Here is an 18,385-nt window from a genome sequence, read left to right on the forward strand (position 1 = left end):
TTCATCTGAAAAGTAAATTAATTATGAGCACATTAGAAACATTAAAACAAATTATTGAGGATCACCGGTTGGTTCACATTGCCAGTATTGACGAAAAGGGATTGCCATGTGTAAGAGGAGTTGATTATGCGTCGGACGATAAATTGAACATTTATTTCATGACCCATAAAGATACTCGTAAGGTGGCTCAATTAAAAAACAACGAACAGGTCTCATTTGTAATCGACCACGATTGCGCGAGCATGGACGACTTAATGCAATTGAAGTACGTAAAAGGATCAGGAGTAGCGGAAGAAGTCACGGCCCCGGAAACGATCCAGATGGCTTTTGGTTTGTTGGCTCAGAAAATGCCCTTCCTGACAAATTTACCCTTCAACCCGGCCGATATGCGTGTGTTTAAAGTTATACCTACCGAGGTTTTGGTAACCGACAACACCATAAGTTTCGGACATACTGAAATAGTTCATATTTAGTTTCCTGCCGAGTCAGGCTGTTCCAAAGGAAACCGAAAATAATACTAAAACCAGTAAGGGAATAAACGGATGAGGGAGCAGGCGTAACAGCCACTCCCTTTTTTTGCATTTAGCCGTTAACCGAGAGCACTGGCGGCTTCAAATAATGTTGCAACCCAATACCTGTTTAAATCTCCATTCGGTATACATTCTCATGCCTTTCTGACAAGCGATGGATAATTTTGTGGGGAACTTGGCCAACAGCTAAAAGGATGTCGTCTGGCTCTGAGTAGAGAGGCTAAATCTGCAATAGGCTATTTTTTGCCCGGTAACGAGAAATAGAATATTGAGCCTTTGTTTAGTTCGCTTTGCACTCCTATTTCGCCACCATGTTTCTCAACAAATTCATTGCACAGAATTAAGCCTAAACCGGTTCCGTTCTCCATATTGGTTCCGCGTGTTGTGAAGTTTTGACCGACAGAGAACAACTTGCCAATCTTATCAGGGGCAATACCGACCCCCGTATCTTCAACGGTGAAATGGATGCTGTTTTGTTTTTCGACAGACGAAATAATGACCTCTCCTCCCGGTTTCGTAAATTTTATGGCATTCGAAATTAGATTCCGCAAGACTATATTCAACATATTTTTATCAGCAAAAACCAGCAGGTCATGCGGAGCAACAATTCGAACGCGAATTGCTTTTTGCCTTGCAGGGCCTTCGAATAAAGCATTCATATCGGCTAAAAATTGCATCAGCGAGAACTGTTCCGGATTGAAACTCATTGAACCCGTTTGCGATCTGGCCCATTCCAGCAGGTTTTTCAACAGCCCCATGGCTTGGTTTGAGGATTGCAGTATGGTACTTACATGCTCTCCGATATTCTCATAATTCTTCTCTTCAATCAGCTCCATGAGGATTTCACTAAATCCAACAATTGCATTAAACGGACTTTTGAGGTCGTGAGCAATAATGGAGAAAAACTTATCTTTTGTGTCAACTGCCTGCTGCAATAAGGAATTTGATTCGTTCAATTGATTTAGTGTATCAACAAGTGTCGATTTCTCTTTTAGCAATTGTCGGTGAAGATTGTTGATCTGTTGATTCAATTGATGCATCGCGACATTTTGCTCTTGTAACTGCGATGCGTTAGCGCCACCAACAACAAGTAGTTTATCTTCCTTCATATAAACTTGCGCTTCGATGGAGCTATTGATGGACACATAATCACCGATTGTCAATATGCCATCGTAAAGGAGTGGATCACCTCTTCTTAGCGAAAGCAGCTTGTCAAATGTTGGATTAATAAAGCTTTTAGATGGTTCGTCTTTAAAAAGTTCGTGCATAACCGGAGTCGCAAAAAGCAGCTTTTTATCTGCTCCAAACAATGCGACACACAAAGCATTACTTTTGCCCAACGACTCGAGAATTTCGAAAGTCCATTCCGGTAGTATCTGATTGGAATCCTGCATTCGGGCGCCTTAATGTAAGAATTCCGATGCATCCAATTTTTCGTCGGATACCTTTACAAAAAGCGGAATATTAATTTGCATCCATTCGTAGTATGGATATAGCTCAAAATAGCAGTCCGATGATAATTCGTCCTTCAACAGACCGATCCAGGTATTTAATTGCCTTGCCCAGTAATTGGTCGTAAAACCATGACTACGATAGGCTCTGAAAACCCACAAAATTGTTTCGACCAACACCTCGGGAGTATAGTTTCTAAATACCGAAAGCATAAAGCGCACATGATTGGAATGATTATCCTTCATCATAGCCAGGTTGTCTTTACCAACCAAACTTTCAATATCATCTTTCTCAAGCATCAGCTGATTCATTTTACCAATGAGCTGATCTGATTTCAGGGCGTATTCATCGGCAGATAGTGAACTTACTTGTTTCAGTTGATTAGCTGTTTCTATAAGGAAGGCTCTATTCATTCGCTTTATTTTTGATAAACAATTCAAGACTATTTAGATCGGGTAAAAATTCGACATTATCATAGTTCAGTACAACATCCTTACCGCCATGTCGAAATGCCTGACCGCCTACTAAAATTGGAAGATCCGGGAATTCATTCTGCACCCTTTGAATCATCTTCTCAAGGGCGGGCAGGTTAAAATATATGGTTAAAGAGATTGCTAACGCATCGGGCTTATTCGCATTAACAAAACGGACAAGCTCTGATGTTGGAGTATTAGCACCTAAAAACAGCGCATTCCAGCCATTCATTTCAAATACGTCACTGACCATTTTTATCCCAATTTGGTGGCTTTCGTTCTCGACACAGGCTGCGACAACTGTTTTACTATTCTTTTTATTGGAAATGATCTCGAAATATAACTGATTCAGAATGGACTCCACGATCGCAGAAGCTAAATGTTCGGTTGCCACGGTGATTTTATTAAACTCCCAAAGCTCTCCGACATCATACAGCGCCTTCGCGAAAATATTCTCGTAAAGCTCTTTAATTGAAATCTGCCTGCCAAGGTAAGCCTGCACCTGCTCAGAACATAAAAGGTGGTTCCCTGCAAGCAGAGAACGCAGAAATTCTTTATGTGGCTGCTGCGATTCCAATAGGCCTTTTGAGAATTGTTCTTTTTCCTTTAGTTGGTTGTCCATTTAGTCTCTGGCTCAAATTAAAAATATTCGTTTGACATTTTCACGTCTTCCTGCCAGGTATAGGCTCAAAACGCCAGATGACATCATTCTGTTTGCATCCCGCCAAATCAGGTCGTTTTATGCTACCAACCAAATATATCAAAATGTGGGCATGAAATAGCTTAATCGAAATGATTTTTCCGGATTTAGAATTATTTCAAGTAAACAACAATCCCGCTCTATCTCAATTCATAGTCCTCCTATGGCTTAAAGCAGAATACTTGTTACCCGATAATTATTTAATCAAAGTGATTTTTTTCGGGGGACTCTGAAATTAGATTCTAATCGAAATTTAGGGAACGTAATTTTTTCGTTAGAGGCACAAACAGGCTGATTCTTCCACTTCAACGCAGATTTCGGACTCTGGCTGCAGGCAGCTTTCAGAACGAACTGTTTGTACTAACTGGTAACGTCCCCAGTCATCGTAAGCAACTAAACTTTCATAACCAATTTTGGTTGTTTCAAAAGTTTCTCCGGATTCATGATCCAACACCACATATCTATCTTTCGCACTCATATCCTCACTCCTTAAAAAAAGAAACCTGGCTCCGAAGAGCCAGGGTAAAACCTTCGTTCTAATTTTTTCGTGATTCCAATTCTAAAAAAAATCACGTAATTCTAAAAGTTAAGTACATGCTGTGTTCGACTTAATAATCTCAGGCATTCCACTCTCTTCGGAAATCTGAAAATATCGTTGGCATTCGGTAACAATGCACAGCCCCCTCTCTGCTTATAAAGCTGCACACCTGCTTTTACTGCAAACACCCTGGTCAAATCAGCGCGGCGAAAATAGGTCATTTTTGTCGTTTAATCAATACTTAACTCCCACTTGTCGACACAAAACAAGATCTTTCAACAATTACATCAGTACTAAAAAAGCTGTTTTAAGCCCCCTTCGTACGGAAGTACTTTGGATACTGGAAATGAAAAAGGTTCCGGCTTTGGATTGCTGCTTCGCAACGGCTTTATTGAGAAACACAAAGGAAAATTAAGGTTGAAAGCAAAACAGAAGCAGAAACCGAATCGATGTTTACCTTGCCGTTTCAACAATAGTAAAAGTCAAAAAAAAGTAGCTGACTGGCGATGTCCGGGATCGACAAGACGCCCAGTTGTATTTAATACAGCGCAAGTAGTGTCGTACCCGTATTCGACTATTGACTAACAACTGCCGATGCCAGCGATTCGAGTTTTGTTAACAACTCAACTTTATTAATGGGTTTCGATATGTAGTCGTTACAGCCGGCTTGCAACGCTTTTTCCTTATCGCCGTCAAGGGCGTACGCTGTTTGAGCGATGATAACCACATCCTTGTTAAACGTCCGGATTCTTCGGGTCGTTTCCAAACCGTCGATCCCCGGCATTTTTATATCCATGAGAATTATCTGAACATGAGGGTTCTCCTGGCAATAAGCGATGGCATCTTCTCCGTTCAAGACATGATTGACTTGGTTGATATACTTTTTAAGCAATGTTTTCAATAATCTGGCTGACGACAAATCGTCTTCAACAACCAATAAGGTCAGATTCTCCAGTGGTCTACTTTTTTGATAACCTTTGATGATATTTTCCATTAACAAACAATTGATTTGACCGATAGTAGCGGTAGAGTAAAATAAAAACGAGAACCAAGTCCAACAGTCGATTCGAGCCAAATTTGCCCACCAATCATTTCAACATATGATTTCGCTATAGCCAGCCCGAGTCCGGAACCTTCGAAGGCTCTGGAGAAATCGTTGTCGGCTTGTTCGAACCGGTTAAAGATGGCTTTATGCCGATGTTCCGGAATCCCGACCCCGGTATCTTCAATACAAAATTGAAGCTGACCTTCACAAATGGCATACTCGATCGAAACAGTTCCTTTATTCGTGAATTTCAGCGCGTTTCTGATCAGATTAGTCAAAACTGAGTCAAACTTCCCTTTATCGGAAGTAATCATCAAATTCGGTTGATGTGATTCGGTTCTAAACTCGAGTTTCAAATTCTTCTCATCAGCTTGTGGCTGGAAAAACCGAACCAAATCGATTACTGCTGAATGAATATCAAATGTCGACGATTTCACGTCAACAATGCCAGCTTCTATTTTGGAAATCTCAACCAAATCGGAAACTGTGTCCATCAAACGGATGCCACTTTGATAAATGATTCGGAGAAACTGTTCTTTGTCTTCTTCCTGCAAGTCTGGTTCCAGCAACAAACCCGTAAAACCGAGTATTCCATTCATTGGTGTTCGGATTTCATGGCTCATATTAGCCAGAAAAGCCGATTTTAGCCGGTCGCTTTCTTCGGCCTTTTCTTTAGCCTGGATTAACTCGTTCAGCAGTTGCCGCTCAACGCTGATGTCGTTGGATACTTTTATGAAATTGATGACTTCGCCATTTGCATCGAAAACGGCAGAAATCCGAACTGACTCAATATAGAATTCGCCGTTTTTTTTACGATTAATCATCTCTCCAATCCAAATCTCCCCTGCATTAATCGTATCCCACAGCTCTTTGTAAAAATCCGAAGTATGCTCTCCTGATTTCAATATCCGCGTGCTTATTCCGATAAGTTCGCTGGCGGTATAGCCGGTAACTTCGCACATCTTTGGATTTACATACACAAAAACCCCTTCTTTATCGGTCAGAGCAACCGGAGAGGGCATTTGCTCAATGGCCTTAGAGAGGCGGGCAATTTCGGCGAGTTGCTTTTTGCGGCTTGTTATGTCGTCCTTAACAGCCAGAAAATTGATCGTTTTTCCGCTATCATCCTTTATTGGCGTAATGGTAGCCTTTTCGATAAAAATTTCACCATTCTTTTTCTGGTTTACTAATTCACCCGTCCAGGTTTGATCGTTCAGGATTGAAGCCCACAGTTCGTTATAAACGTCGGGATTGGTATTACCCGATTGCAAGAAACGGGGATTTCTTCCAATGGCTTCATCTTTGGAATAGCCGGTAACTTGTTCGAAAGCACTATTTACGTATTGGATGTTCCCTTCCAGATCGGTGATGACGGTTATAACCGGACTTTGCTCAACAGAGGCCGTTAGCTTCAACACTTGCTCTTCTGCCTTCTTTCGTTTGCTTATATCGGTTATAATAGAATAGAGCAATCTCTTTTTGCCTACCGTTACACTTCCGGCAAAAACTTCAACATCTTTAACCTCGCCACCTGCCAAACGGTGTTTAAATTGAAACGACCGCCGTCTGTCGGTCATCGCATTTCGCATTTCATCGCGTATCTCCTGTTCGGAGAGCATATTAATCTGACTAATCTTCAGGGAGGTGAGTTCATGGTAAGGATAGCCGTAAAATTCGCAGGCGGCCGAATTGGCATCAACAATATCCATCGACAGTGAATCGATTAACAAAATAACTGATTTGTTGTCGTAAAACAGCGCCCTGTACCTCGTCATGCCTTCTTCGGCCAACTCTTTTGCCATTTTCAGACTTTCGAGGTTCTTCACCCGATCAACAAATAAACCGATAGTTCCGGCAATTAGGCTAAGAGTTTGCAAGTCATCATCGGTATATGCTGTCGTGTCAGAATAATCCTGAACAACAAGAACGCCATAGGCGCTATCGGTTTCAGAATCGACAAGCGGAACCCCCATCCACACTTTCGCGGCTTTCCCTTTCGGTTCAACAAGATACTTTTTCACTAAGGCGGCCTGAGTTTCTGCCGTAACGATCATCCCTTTGTTACTATTCCTCACTAAATCCGTTAAGGAGTAAGTTAAATCGATGGGAGTGTCCGAAGGAAATTCATCAAACTCATCCACATGGTATGGAAGTCTATACTTCATGCTGTCGCTGTCGAACAGCGCGACATAAAAATTTTCAGCTTTCAAAACCTTTTTAAGGTCCCCATGTACGGTAGCCAAAAAGTCAGGCAAGCCAATATTGGTCATTGAGCGTTTCGACAAGGACAGGAGCATTTTTTGTACAAGCTCCTGCTTTTTTCGCCCCGAGATATCATTGATAAAACCATCGTACGATTGGGTTATCAAGTGTTCATCCTTGATGGCACGGGCTGTCATTAAAACCCAAATCGGACTTCCATCCTTTTTCCGCAGACGAACTTCGATGTTTTTAACGTCCGATTTCTGCGTTCGGTCATATTTCTGAATCAGGGATTCACGATCTGCTGCTGAATAGTAGAACTCCTCAATGTTTCTCCCAACTAATTCACCCCCTGAGTTATACCCTAAAAGATAGGCCAATTCATTGTTCGCAATCAGGAATTCGCCATCGCGACTAGTCTGATAAAAGCCTACCGGTGCAAAATTGATGATATTCTGATACTTCCGCTCAGCAACTTTACGTTTCGTAATATCGCGTAAGGTTATTTGGTATGCGGGTTTCCCGTTAAACACAATAGTCACAACAGATACTTCAACATCGAGCTTTTTACCACCGAACAACATTGCTACCGACTCGTATTGGGTTGGAGACGTCTCCCCTCGTTGTCGTTTATTAAAAAACGAGTAGACCCTCTCCCGTTCGGCCGGATCGACAAATTGGGCAAAATTTTGCCCAATTATTTCGGATGGATTATACCCCGAAACCTGAATCAGCTTTTTATTTACATATTGCATTATTTCATCCTGAACAATTGCAATACTATCTGTTGATAATTCGACCGTTGCTTTGGTTAGATAATCGTGACTAACCAAACCCGACATTTCTGTTTGATTGGTATTGGAGTCAACCGATTGAACCCTTTCATTCCAAAACGAAACAATCCAAAAATCAGTCTCACATTCCTGAACATTCAGATTTCCGACAACGACCGTTTGTTCATTCACCTGGAATCTGCAGTTGGTAAATTCTCCGTCGCGCAAACATCCATCGTCGATAAATTCAGTAATCGAGTGGCTCTGAATTATCCCGGAACTAAGGTTTGCTAATCCCATGCCTTTATTATTTGCTGCAACAATCTGCCCTCCCACTTTTTCAACTAAGAATGCAGCAATTGGGAAAAAGCTGACAGCCTGACGATTCAGAGTCATAGTAGATCAATTAGTTTCTCGCTTGGTTTGTATCACGAATCAAATAAGCTCCGAAAATAATAAAAGAAATAAGTTACAAAAGCAAAAAGACTCCATTTTCACAACACCCGAAAATATTGAAACGATCTCCTCATGGACAAAAAAATTAGGTTTGCGATTGGCTGAGAGGGATCAAAATTGGAGAAACCCGACATTAAAATTAGCATACAAAAGATAAGTGATGTAATTTTTTGCTGGCTCAATTCACTACTAGTGGGTATTTGCGGAGTAAGAAACCATTTTATACTGGTAATTACGGAGATGTCGACCAACCATCCCGAGCGATGGATTTCTGCAAGTTTTCTCATACTCGCAGCTTCAAATTTAGGACACAATCTTCCCTATTTTTTCTTCCAGATTTTTAATCGCGGTCAATACGGTAGCCATTTCAGAGCGGGCTTCGGGAAATTCGCGACTGGTGTAGGCATAAAAACGCCAGATTTCCATCACATCGGCAGCCTCAACTGTGTAGGGTTCGTAGAGCGGATTGAGCGATTTCAGGCGAATCGTGCCGTTTGGGCTCAACGTCGTTAGTTTGAAAACGAAATCCTGCTGTCCTTTCAAAATCACAATACAGGGTGTATCGGTTTTCAGGTCGGTCCAGTCGGCCACATACTGCGCCACAATGTCGGAGCCCTCCGGAACCGGCAACATCGAATCGCCCACCGACGGAAAAATGCGAAAAGTGCCCTGCGTTGGCAAATTAGGAATTGAGTACTTCGGCAAGGCGGCAATAAACTCCGGATCGTTATAGCCCGCCATATAACCGGCTTTGGCTTTCACCGGCACGTACTCCACATTTTCATTGTTCGATTTGTCCACCGAAATAGCCAGCACCCGCAAGTTGCCTCCACGAATGTACACATCGTTCCCGGCTTCAAGCTCACGCATTTTCAACTCACCCAATTTCGACAGATCAATTTTCAACAACGAATCGATACTTATTTTGAAGAATTCCGAAAAACTGAGGTAATCTTCCGGCTGTGGCGACTTCGTATTACCAGCTTCAATAGCAGCCAGTTTCGCACGGGTTAATCCTAAAATCGAAGCCAATGTTTCCTGACTCATTTTCCGGCGTTCGCGCAAGAATTTGAGGTTCGCGGCGAAAAAAATCTTTTGCGCTTTGCTATTCATTTGTTATACTTAGAAACAATTAATTGTTATTAATCGTAACAAATATAGAGCTATTTCTCAATTATGGAAGCGATTACAGGAAAAAAAGAAATCATCAGTCAGCTAAAAAAGCAGATACTTTCGATGGAAGGTTTCAGCTCCGGACCGGATAGCCGGCAGCTCGATTTTGGGCTGGGGCCAATGAACCCGTCATTTCCTGGTGGTACTTTTCCCGTGGGAGCCATACACGAATTCATCAGCCCCACCGAAGCACATGCCGCCTCTGCCAATGGCTTTCTGGCGGGTCTGTTGAGCACACTAATGAAAAAAGGTGGTATTTGTCTGTGGATTGGTGTCGGACGAAAACTATTTCCTCCGGCCTTAAAATTTTATGGCATTGAACCACACCGGGTTGTTTTTGTTGATGTGAAGCTCAAAAAAGATGGGCTTTGGGTGATGGAACAGGCACTGAAATGCACTGCTCTGGCAGCTGTGGTAGCCGAGCTTCGCGAAGTGAGTTTTGCCGAATCGCGCCGTCTGCAACTTGCTGTTGAGAGCAGCCGGGTAACCGGATTTCTGCATCGCCTGCAACCACGTTCCCAAAGCACGCTGGCTTGTGTATCGCGATGGAAAATCAGTCCACTCCCCAGCCAAAACACGCGTGGATTGCCGGGCGTTGGCGCCCCGCGCGTAGAGGTGGAATTAGAGAAAATTCGCAACGGCCGCCCGGGCATCTGGCAATTCGAGTGGCAAAACGGCAGCTTCCGGGCCCTGCCAACCCGGCGTCAGGCCTCACTGCCTTCCGCATCAACCACAAAAGAACGAAACTATGCCTAAACGCTATCTGTATATTTGGCTTCGCTACCTGCCAACCGACCGGATGACAAAGCTGAATCCGGAACTGCGTAACATGCCTTTCCTTCTGTATGCTCCCGAACACGGAAGAATGGTTATTCGGGCCGCCAGTCCCGCTCTGGTAAAAGAAGGAATGGCGCCCGGAATGGTGGTTGCCGATGTACGCGCCATACTTCCTCAGGTTGAAGTGTTTCCTGCAGAGCCCGAAGCCGAAGAAAAGCTACTGAACAAACTGGCTGAATGGTGCTTCCGCTTTAGCCCGATCGTTGCCACCAACCCTCCCGACGGACTGGTACTCGACCTATCCGGATGTGCACATTTGTGGGGTGGCGAACGTCCTTATCTTCAAACAATCACAACCCGTTTGCGCAAAGGAGGCTATGCCGCACGAGCCGCCATTGCCGACACCATTGGTGCAGCCTGGGCTGTGGCTCGCTACGGCAGACAGCATTCCATTGTGGAGCCGGGCACGCATCGCCAAGCTCTACTTCCGCTCCCTCCCGCTGCACTGCGACTGGATAGCGCCACCCTGCAACGGCTGGACAAGCTGGGCTTCCGGCAAATCGGACAGCTCACTTCCATTCCCGGCAGCAACCTGCGCCGTCGATTCGGCAACAACCTGCTCCTTCGGCTGGATCAGGCTTTGGGCACCGAACGCGAGCTACTGAAACCCATTCAAGCCACACCTGTTTATCTGGAACGACTACCCTGCCTGGAGCCCATCCGAACGGCCAAAGGAATTGAAATAGCCTTGGAACGCTTGCTCGAAATGCTCTGCACCCGTTTTTTTGCCGAAGGGAAAGGAATGCGAACGGGAATTCTGAAAGGCTACCGAATTGATGGAGAAACCGTGCAAATTAGCATTGGCACCAACCGGGCTTCGCGCAATGCGGCACACCTTTTCAAACTATTCGAATTGAAAATACCGGAATTGGAACCGGCGCTCGGAATCGAACTGTTCACGCTGGAAGCTCCACTGGTTGAAGATGTAAGCGAAACACAGGAAGCTTTATGGGGCACCGGAAGCAACAATCAGACAGCAATTGCTGAATTGTTGGACAACATTGCCGGCAAAGTGGGTTCGAAGGCCATTCATCGTTACCTGCCACAGGAGCATTACTGGCCGGAACGATCGGTGAAAGAGGTCGGCTCACTCGAAGAACAACCCGTAACCGAATGGCGCACCGACCGACCTCGTCCGCTTCATCTTTTACCAAATCCGGAACCAATTGATGTTATGGTCGCATTGCCTGATTATCCCCCCTTGCACTTTCGGCACAAAAACGAAATTATCCGTATTACCCGGGCAGATGGCCCCGAACGAATTGAACAGGAATGGTGGCTTCAAAATGGGCCTCCACGAGATTATTACCAGGTTGAAGATGAAAAAGGAGCACGCTACTGGATCTTCCGACTTGGATTATACAACAGCGGCAATCCCCAGTGGTTTTTGCATGGGTATTTTGTTTGAAAAAGAAATGAGACATGAGTAGCGAGACTGAAATGCACTACGCCGAATTACAGATAACATCAAATTTCACCTTTCTTCGGGGTGGATCGCACCCCGAAGAGCTGGTGGAAAAAGCTGAAGAACTGGGCTACACTGCCATTGCTATTGCCGACCGCAACTCACTGGCGGGTATTGTACGCGCCCATGTTGCTGCCCGCGAAAAGAATATCCGTTTCATCCCGGCTTGCCGTCTCGACCTGATGGACGGGCCAAGCCTGCTGGCCTATCCAACTTGTCTGTCGGGCTACGCCAACCTGTCGGGACTACTTTCTGAAGGCAATATGCGAGCCGAAAAAGGGCAATGCCACCTGTATCGGGCCGATGTGTACAACTATGCCAATGGGATCAATTTTCTACTGATCCCTCCAACAGCACTCAATGCAGATTTCGATTTTCAACCTGAATTTACACAGGCAATAGCGGATTATAAAAAGGAGCTGAAAGGTAATTTGTATTTGGGCGCAAACTTTACCTACCAGGGAGACGACCAGAAGCGTCTGTTCCGGCTTTCGCAGCTGTCGAAACGGCTACAGATTCCACTCGTGGCAACCAACAACGTGCACTACCACAGCCCCGAGCGGCGCGAACTGCAAGATGTATTGACTTGCATCCGCGAAAAGTGCACCATTCATTCCGCAGGATTCAAGCTACACCAAAATGCCGAACGCTACCTGAAACCCATCGACGAAATGCATCGACTGTTCCGGCAATATCCGGAGGCCATTCGAAATACCTTGAAGCTGGCCGACTCGTGCCGCTTTTCGCTGGATGAGCTGAAATACCAATACCCCGAAGAAATTACCAGCGAGGGGCGAACGCCGATGGAAGAACTTGTGTTGCTAACATGGAAAGGTGCGCACGAGCAATTTGGACAAGTGATTCCGCCGAAAATAAAAGAAACCATTGATATGGAGCTGGAATTTATCGGCCGAAAAGACTATGCTTCCTATTTTCTGACGGTGTACGATTATGTGCGCGAAGCTCGTTCGCGAGGAATTTTGTGCCAGGGACGGGGTTCGGCTGCCAACTCCGCTGTTTGCTACTGTCTGGGCATCACCTCGGTCGACCCCTCGAAATTTAAGTTGCTGTTTGCCCGGTTTATGAGCGACGAGCGCAACGAGCCACCGGATATCGATGTGGACTTTGAACATGAACGCCGCGAGGAAATCATGCAATACATTTACGGGAAATACGGGCGCGACCGGGCCGGCATCGTTGCCACCGTTACGCAGGTACATTGGCGTGGAGCCGTTCGCGATGTGGGTAAAGTGATGGGCTTATCGACTGATGCGATCAATGTGTTGTCGAAATCGGCCTATGAATTTACCGAAGATTGGTTTGGAAAAAAAGCTCCCGAGAGCAGCAGTTTCAATGCTTCCGACCCGCATCTGCGAAAGGTTATTGAGCTAACCGGACAGTATATCGGGTTCCCGCGCCAATTGGGTCAGCACACCGGCGGGTTTGTGATTACTCGCGGAAAACTGCACGAGCTGTGCCCCATCCTAAACGCCCGTATGGAAAACCGAACCAATATTGAATGGAACAAGGACGACATTGAAGCGCTGGGTTTTATGAAAGTGGATGTGCTTGCACTGGGTATGTTGACCTGCATCCGCAAAGCTTTCGATCTGGCGCGACAACATTATAAGCTGAACCTGACGCTGGCCAATATTCCGCAGGACGACCCGAAAGTGTACGATATGATCAGCCATGCCGATACCGTTGGCGTATTTCAGATTGAAAGCCGGGCACAAATGTCAATGCTCCCACGTTTGAAACCCCGCAATTTCTACGATCTGGTTATTGAAGTTGCCATTGTGCGTCCCGGCCCTATTCAGGGCGACATGGTACATCCATATTTGAAAAGAAGAAATGGCGAGGAACCGGTCGAATTTCCATCGAAGGAGCTGAAAGATATTTTGGGGCGAACGTTGGGGGTACCGTTGTTTCAGGAACAGGCGATGGAAATTGCGATTGTCGCAGCCGGCTTCACACCTGCTGAAGCCGATGGGTTACGCCGGGCTATGGCTACATTTAAAGCCCAGGGACAAGTGACCCGCTACCGCGAAAAACTAATCACCGGAATGCTTAAAAAAGGCTATTCCGTCGACTTCGCCAACCGGGTATTTAAGCAGATTGAAGGCTTTGGAAGTTACGGATTCCCGGAAAGTCATGCGGCCAGTTTTGCCCTGCTGGTGTACATTTCGTCGTGGATAAAATGTTATTACCCCGACATTTTCGCTGCAGCCTTATTGAATAGTCAGCCCATGGGATTTTATCAACCGGCACAGATTGTTATTGATGCCCGCCGACATGGAGTTACGGTGTCTCCTGTCGATATTAATCTGTCTGACTGGGACAATACACTCGAAGAAAACGACGGTCGCTATTGCTCGGTTCGCCTGGGGTTTCGACAAGTAAAAGGCTTACGCGAAGACGACATGCGAACCTTGGTGTCGAAACGAGTCACTTCGTTTCAAACGGTCAATGAACTGCTCAATGCCGGTGTCTCGCCATCCTCACTCGAGCGGCTGGCCGATGCCGATGCCTTCCGTTCGATTGGCCTCGACCGGCGCCGGGCACTCTGGGAGGTGTCGGCTCTGCACGACCACCCCACCGGTCTGTTTACCGGAACACCTTCGGCAAGTGCCAGCGAACAACAGACTGAACTTCCGGCAATGAGCAAGGGCGAACATGTGATTCAGGATTATGCCAGCACAGCCCTATCGCTTAAGGCTCACCCGGTGAGCTTTTTTCGTCCGACACTCAACGATTTTGGGGTTACACCAACTTCTGAATTGGGTAACATGAAAAACGGCCGGCAGATTAAAGTGTGTGGACTGATTACCGTTCGACAACGACCGGGAACCGCCAAGGGAGTGCTTTTTATCACGATCGAAGATGAAAGTGGTTTTGCCAATCTGGTGGTTTGGGCCAAAACGTTTGAGCAATATCGGAAAGTGATTCTGCAATCGCGACTGCTCATGGTCGAAGGGAAGCTGCAGATTGAGGGTGAAGTGATTCATGTGGTCGTTGGCGCCTGCTTTAACATGAACGAACTAATGAATTTGAAAGTGGAAAGCAGAGACTTTGGTTCGTTGAGTACCCCCAAAAACAAAACAAAAACGGAGAAAGTGGAAATCGCCGAAACCGGGAAAGTCACCCAACAGAAAGTGGTCCAAGGAGAACTTTTCCGGTCTCGGGATTTCAAATAAGCTGAGCCCTTTCCTAAAAAGAACTCCCAATCACCTCTGGCAGATCATACTGAACTAATAATTTAAAGACGACACAGGCGCTTTGCATTTCAACTTATTACAAAAAAAGAACGGAGCACACCATCTAAGGTGTAACTCCGTTCGCATCGATCTGCAATCAACCAGATGGTTGTATCATAAGTACTTGTACCTGTCTAATTCTAAAATAAAGCGCTCTTAAAAATTGGTTTGTCGATACAAATTTCAAAAACGACAATCTACTTCTGCGTGACTCTCATTTTAAACTAATTCTCCATTCTTGACCTTCGTATTGTCGTCGAAATAGCCACTGCCAGATTTTAATGAGTTTTGCACATAGCTGGAATACGATGTCGCGTACGAGCCATACTTTTTGGGATTAATATCATTCAAAATAATCCCGACACGATGCATATCATACTGTTGAATATTGTAATTAAGCAATTCAATCATCTTTTTATGTGTATATCCCTGCCGGGCAACAAATAAATTGACCCCAGCGATCTTACTAACGATCGCCGCATCGGTAACCAACGAAAATGGTGAATTATCGATCACAATGTAGTCGTACCTTGTTTTTAACTCATTTAATAACGCTACAAATTCATCGCTCGCCAAAAGGTCGGCGGGATTAGGCGGTATGAGGCCACATAATAATACATCCAGGTTTTCAACACCTGAAGGCTTAATAATTTCATCCAACCGATTATGGCCAATCAGGTAAGTACTAATACCGATATCATTTTTCAAATTGAAATACTGATGTAACGTCGGTTTACGCATATCCGCACCAATCAATACGACCTTTTTATTATTCAATGCCATTACCGATGCCAAATTGGCTGACACAAAGGTCTTTCCTTCTCCCGGTACTGATGAGTGTACTGCAATTATATTCCGATTGTCTCCTTTCTGCAAATAGTTAATATTCGTCCTGAGTTTTCGGAATGATTCAGCAATAACAGAGCGTGTATATTTGATCACCGGAATACTTTCCTTGAATTTACTCCGAATAATCTCGGCAACCACTGGAACAGTCGTTAACTCCTGCAAATGTTCCTTCGAATGGATGGTATCATCAAAATAATCAACCATAACAATAACAAACAAAGGCAGAAAAATGCCAAACATCAATCCCATTGCCAAATTAATCGTCGTTCGTGGACCAATTTGCGTGACAGTGGCAAATTGAGCCGGATCCAACACTTCAATCTCAGGAAGATTTGATGCTTTGGTAATTTGAGCCTCGGCTCTTTTTTCCAACAGATAATTATATAAATCGTTGTTCAAATCAACCATACGCTTAATGTTCACCAAGTCCTGCTCTGTTTTCGGGACATCACTCAACTGACTATTCACTTGATATATCTGTCGGTTTAAAGCATCCAGCTCGCGTTGTGTGTTAAAGACCAAATTATTTAAGTTTTCTTGCAAACTTTTCCTGGTGTATTCAAGCTCACGGTCAACAACGACTAAGGTTGGGTTTTTAGCCTGCAAGCTGTACGACAAGGATTCCTTTCGACCGTACAATTCACTCAATTTCAGCACCAAGTTATTCAACCCGGTATCCGTTATACCAACGACCGACGGAAACGTGATATTCTTCATTTTTTCTCCATCTGCCATGTACGTCTTCAGATCCTCGTAATAACTTAATTGCATCTCGGCCATCGAACGTCGCTTATCTAACTCATTCAGTTTCTGCATTATAATCTCAGCCTTCTGACTCAAATCGTAAACCCGGTTACTAGAACGATAGTTCGTGAATTGATCACTAGTTGTTTTCAACGTATCAACAACAGCATTTAACTGCTGGTCGATAAAGTTGATCGTGTTTACCGATATTTGATTTCGTTCTCTAAGCGAGTAATTTCTGTAAACTTCCGAGAGTGTGTTAATGAAATCGATCTCTCGTTTAGGGTTATTTCCGGAGATATTCACAGAAAGCAGGTTCGCTTCTTCATCAACACTTGATACACTGACACTTCCAACATATCTCCGCGTCAAATTATCCAGATTATTAAAAACGAAAAAGTCCGCCTCTCCCCCAACATCGATCGACTTATTTATGGTAAAGCTGAAGTAATTATTCTCGAATTTCTCGCCATACTTCCCTTTTGTTTCGAATTGAATATCGAAAGGCTGACCGCCAAGATAGATACTCGCGTCTACTTTAGCGATATAGCTCGTCGTATCAACCGGAACGATGAATACCGGAACATTCTCCAGATTTGAATCATTCGGATCGAAAGTCACATGAAAAGGCTCCCTTCCGTACAAGTCGAAATTACCTAATGGCATTTTACGATACCATGAAACATACCATCCCAATTGCTGAATCACCTCTGAATTCAGGTTGTAAGAGGTCAGTATCCCAATATGATTCGCCAGATTGACACTCGATCTCATTGGAAAACGGTCGAACATCCCCCCCAAACTAACACCTCCATCATTTTTATCCTTAACCAATAATTTACTGGTTACCTCATAAATTGGCGGTGTATATTTATTGTACAGGAATGCAGCCCCGACTCCTATCGCAATAGTAAGCACAAACCAGTACCAGTGATGCAGTAATTTATTTATAAACTCCCTCAAATTGAAGGACTTTTCATCTTCCTCCAACAATAATTTTAAGATATCGTCATTCTTTTCCATACTCAGTATAATTGCAAATCGATTAAGCCAGAAATTCTACCAGCTCCTACTGGAGGAGTAAACCAACAATCACAATCGCTGTGGATATTGTTGAAAGTACCAGAGAGTAAAGTGGTGCATTTAATCTAGTATTTTTATATTTTATGTCTGGACTCACGTAAATCACGTCATTTGGTTGAACATAGTAAGCAGAGGAGCTCAGCAACGATTTATCGGTCAAATCCACATCAATCGAATAAGTTCCGTCCTGGTGTTCCCGAATAATTTTGGCACTCCGAAGCTTCGAATAATCAGTTGTTCCACTGGCATTGCTTATAGCCTCCAAAATGGTACAGGTACTACTGTAGTTGTAATAAACCCCGGGTCTGGCAACTTCGCCCAACAGAGTATATTTAAAACTTAGTAGCTTAACGCTAACCATCGCTTCTTTAAAATATTCAGCGACCCGCGCATCCAAAATCTTTCTTGCTTCAGCAATCGTAGCTCCCTGCAGAAATACAGACCCAATGATAGGCAATTCAATATTCCCATCTCCATCCAACTGATAACCGCTCACAAATTGCCCGGGTAACGAAGTATATTGGTTTCCTACTCCTCCACCCCCTGTTGCCATGGATGGATTAAAAAGCTGGCTTACTTCCGGATTCATGGAGGACACCTGAATAAACAGGTTGTCGCCAACCCTAAGCGGATAGTCGCTAGTCGAAAACTTAATGGATTGCTGTATCTCTCCCTGTGCTAAATTCTGAAAGAATGTAATTTCTTTATTCGACTTACATGACACAAGTAAGCCCATTAGCAAGATGATTGATAGTTTGAAAATCGATAATTTATTATTCATAAAACTTTTTTTAATACTTAAATCTGG

General features: G+C 44.3%; 13 protein-coding genes. 4 read left to right on the forward strand and 9 right to left on the reverse strand.

All coding sequences use genetic code 11. The annotated features are described in order from the left end of the window. The first annotated feature begins 23 nt into the window (after positions 1–23). On the forward strand, positions 24–473 hold the full coding sequence (locus ABZD21_RS00980; RefSeq protein WP_372772171.1) for a pyridoxamine 5'-phosphate oxidase family protein: 450 nt from the start codon (positions 24–26) through the stop codon (positions 471–473). Between the two features lie 293 nt (positions 474–766). Here ABZD21_RS00980 and ABZD21_RS00985 read toward each other — a convergent pair whose 3' ends face one another. From ABZD21_RS00985 to ABZD21_RS01015, 7 genes are all read right to left on the reverse strand, one after another. Beyond that, positions 767–1,924, reverse strand: a complete 1,158-nt coding sequence (locus ABZD21_RS00985) for an ATP-binding protein (protein WP_372772173.1) — start codon at positions 1,922–1,924, stop codon at positions 767–769. A gap of 9 nt (positions 1,925–1,933) precedes the next feature. Further along, positions 1,934–2,395, reverse strand: coding sequence for a hypothetical protein (locus ABZD21_RS00990; RefSeq protein WP_372772174.1), 462 nt, complete (start codon positions 2,393–2,395; stop codon positions 1,934–1,936). Next, positions 2,388–3,077: a B12-binding domain-containing protein gene (locus ABZD21_RS00995; protein WP_372772176.1), complete on the reverse strand. Its 690-nt coding sequence runs from the start codon at positions 3,075–3,077 to the stop codon at positions 2,388–2,390. Before ABZD21_RS00995 ends, ABZD21_RS00990 begins: the two co-directional genes overlap by 8 nt. A 352-nt stretch (positions 3,078–3,429) precedes the next feature. After that, complete coding sequence (locus ABZD21_RS01000) at positions 3,430–3,633, reverse strand: hypothetical protein (RefSeq protein WP_372772177.1); 204 nt, start codon at positions 3,631–3,633, stop codon at positions 3,430–3,432. A 634-nt stretch (positions 3,634–4,267) separates the two neighbouring features. Beyond that, complete coding sequence (locus ABZD21_RS01005; protein WP_372772178.1) at positions 4,268–4,687, reverse strand: response regulator; 420 nt, start codon at positions 4,685–4,687, stop codon at positions 4,268–4,270. Then, complete coding sequence (locus tag ABZD21_RS01010; protein ID WP_372772180.1) at positions 4,687–8,109, reverse strand: PAS domain S-box protein; 3,423 nt, start codon at positions 8,107–8,109, stop codon at positions 4,687–4,689. The genes ABZD21_RS01005 and ABZD21_RS01010 overlap by 1 nt, the downstream gene beginning before the upstream one ends. A 363-nt stretch (positions 8,110–8,472) precedes the next feature. Continuing rightward, entirely contained in the window at positions 8,473–9,282 is an 810-nt protein-coding gene (locus ABZD21_RS01015) for an XRE family transcriptional regulator (RefSeq protein ID WP_372772181.1), read from the reverse strand. Between the two features lie 63 nt (positions 9,283–9,345). On the opposite strand from ABZD21_RS01015, the gene ABZD21_RS01020 reads away from it, so the two are divergent. From ABZD21_RS01020 to ABZD21_RS01030, 3 genes are read left to right on the forward strand one after another with little or no spacing between them, the layout of a single operon-like run. Continuing rightward, positions 9,346–10,098 carry an ImuA family protein gene (locus ABZD21_RS01020; RefSeq protein WP_372772182.1) on the forward strand — a complete coding sequence of 251 codons (753 nt, stop codon included), beginning with the start codon at positions 9,346–9,348 and terminating at the stop codon, positions 10,096–10,098. Further along, complete coding sequence (locus tag ABZD21_RS01025; RefSeq protein ID WP_372772183.1) at positions 10,091–11,587, forward strand: DNA polymerase Y family protein; 1,497 nt, start codon at positions 10,091–10,093, stop codon at positions 11,585–11,587. Before ABZD21_RS01020 ends, ABZD21_RS01025 begins: the two co-directional genes overlap by 8 nt. 14 nt (positions 11,588–11,601) lie before the next feature. Further along, entirely contained in the window at positions 11,602–14,841 is a 3,240-nt protein-coding gene (locus ABZD21_RS01030; RefSeq protein ID WP_372772184.1) for an error-prone DNA polymerase, read from the forward strand. A 279-nt stretch (positions 14,842–15,120) separates the two neighbouring features. Here the strand turns inward: ABZD21_RS01030 and ABZD21_RS01035 are convergent, their stop codons facing one another. Then, complete coding sequence (locus ABZD21_RS01035) at positions 15,121–17,517, reverse strand: GumC family protein (protein ID WP_372772186.1); 2,397 nt, start codon at positions 17,515–17,517, stop codon at positions 15,121–15,123. A gap of 46 nt (positions 17,518–17,563) precedes the next feature. After that, positions 17,564–18,358, reverse strand: coding sequence for a polysaccharide biosynthesis/export family protein (locus ABZD21_RS01040; protein WP_372772187.1), 795 nt, complete (start codon positions 18,356–18,358; stop codon positions 17,564–17,566). Positions 18,359–18,385 lie beyond the last annotated feature (27 nt).

The sequence above is a fragment of the Mangrovibacterium sp. genome, from assembly GCF_041596335.1.
Lineage (GTDB): Bacteria > Bacteroidota > Bacteroidia > Bacteroidales > Prolixibacteraceae > Mangrovibacterium.

What these genes read in the sequence shown, in the direction of transcription:
- ABZD21_RS01010 (WP_372772180.1), bottom strand. Translation starts at nt 8,109, where the DNA reads ATGACTCTGAATCGTCAGGCTGTCAGCTTTTTCCCAATTGCTGCATTC.
- ABZD21_RS01035 (WP_372772186.1), bottom strand. Translation starts at nt 17,517, where the DNA reads ATGGAAAAGAATGACGATATCTTAAAATTATTGTTGGAGGAAGATGAA.
- ABZD21_RS01030 (WP_372772184.1), top strand. Translation starts at nt 11,602, where the DNA reads ATGAGTAGCGAGACTGAAATGCACTACGCCGAATTACAGATAACATCA.
- ABZD21_RS00995 (WP_372772176.1), bottom strand. Translation starts at nt 3,077, where the DNA reads ATGGACAACCAACTAAAGGAAAAAGAACAATTCTCAAAAGGCCTATTG.
- ABZD21_RS00980 (WP_372772171.1), top strand. Translation starts at nt 24, where the DNA reads ATGAGCACATTAGAAACATTAAAACAAATTATTGAGGATCACCGGTTG.
- ABZD21_RS01005 (WP_372772178.1), bottom strand. Translation starts at nt 4,687, where the DNA reads ATGGAAAATATCATCAAAGGTTATCAAAAAAGTAGACCACTGGAGAAT.
- ABZD21_RS01020 (WP_372772182.1), top strand. Translation starts at nt 9,346, where the DNA reads ATGGAAGCGATTACAGGAAAAAAAGAAATCATCAGTCAGCTAAAAAAG.
- ABZD21_RS01040 (WP_372772187.1), bottom strand. Translation starts at nt 18,358, where the DNA reads ATGAATAATAAATTATCGATTTTCAAACTATCAATCATCTTGCTAATG.
- ABZD21_RS00990 (WP_372772174.1), bottom strand. Translation starts at nt 2,395, where the DNA reads ATGAATAGAGCCTTCCTTATAGAAACAGCTAATCAACTGAAACAAGTA.
- ABZD21_RS01025 (WP_372772183.1), top strand. Translation starts at nt 10,091, where the DNA reads ATGCCTAAACGCTATCTGTATATTTGGCTTCGCTACCTGCCAACCGAC.
- ABZD21_RS01015 (WP_372772181.1), bottom strand. Translation starts at nt 9,282, where the DNA reads ATGAATAGCAAAGCGCAAAAGATTTTTTTCGCCGCGAACCTCAAATTC.
- ABZD21_RS01000 (WP_372772177.1), bottom strand. Translation starts at nt 3,633, where the DNA reads ATGAGTGCGAAAGATAGATATGTGGTGTTGGATCATGAATCCGGAGAA.
- ABZD21_RS00985 (WP_372772173.1), bottom strand. Translation starts at nt 1,924, where the DNA reads ATGCAGGATTCCAATCAGATACTACCGGAATGGACTTTCGAAATTCTC.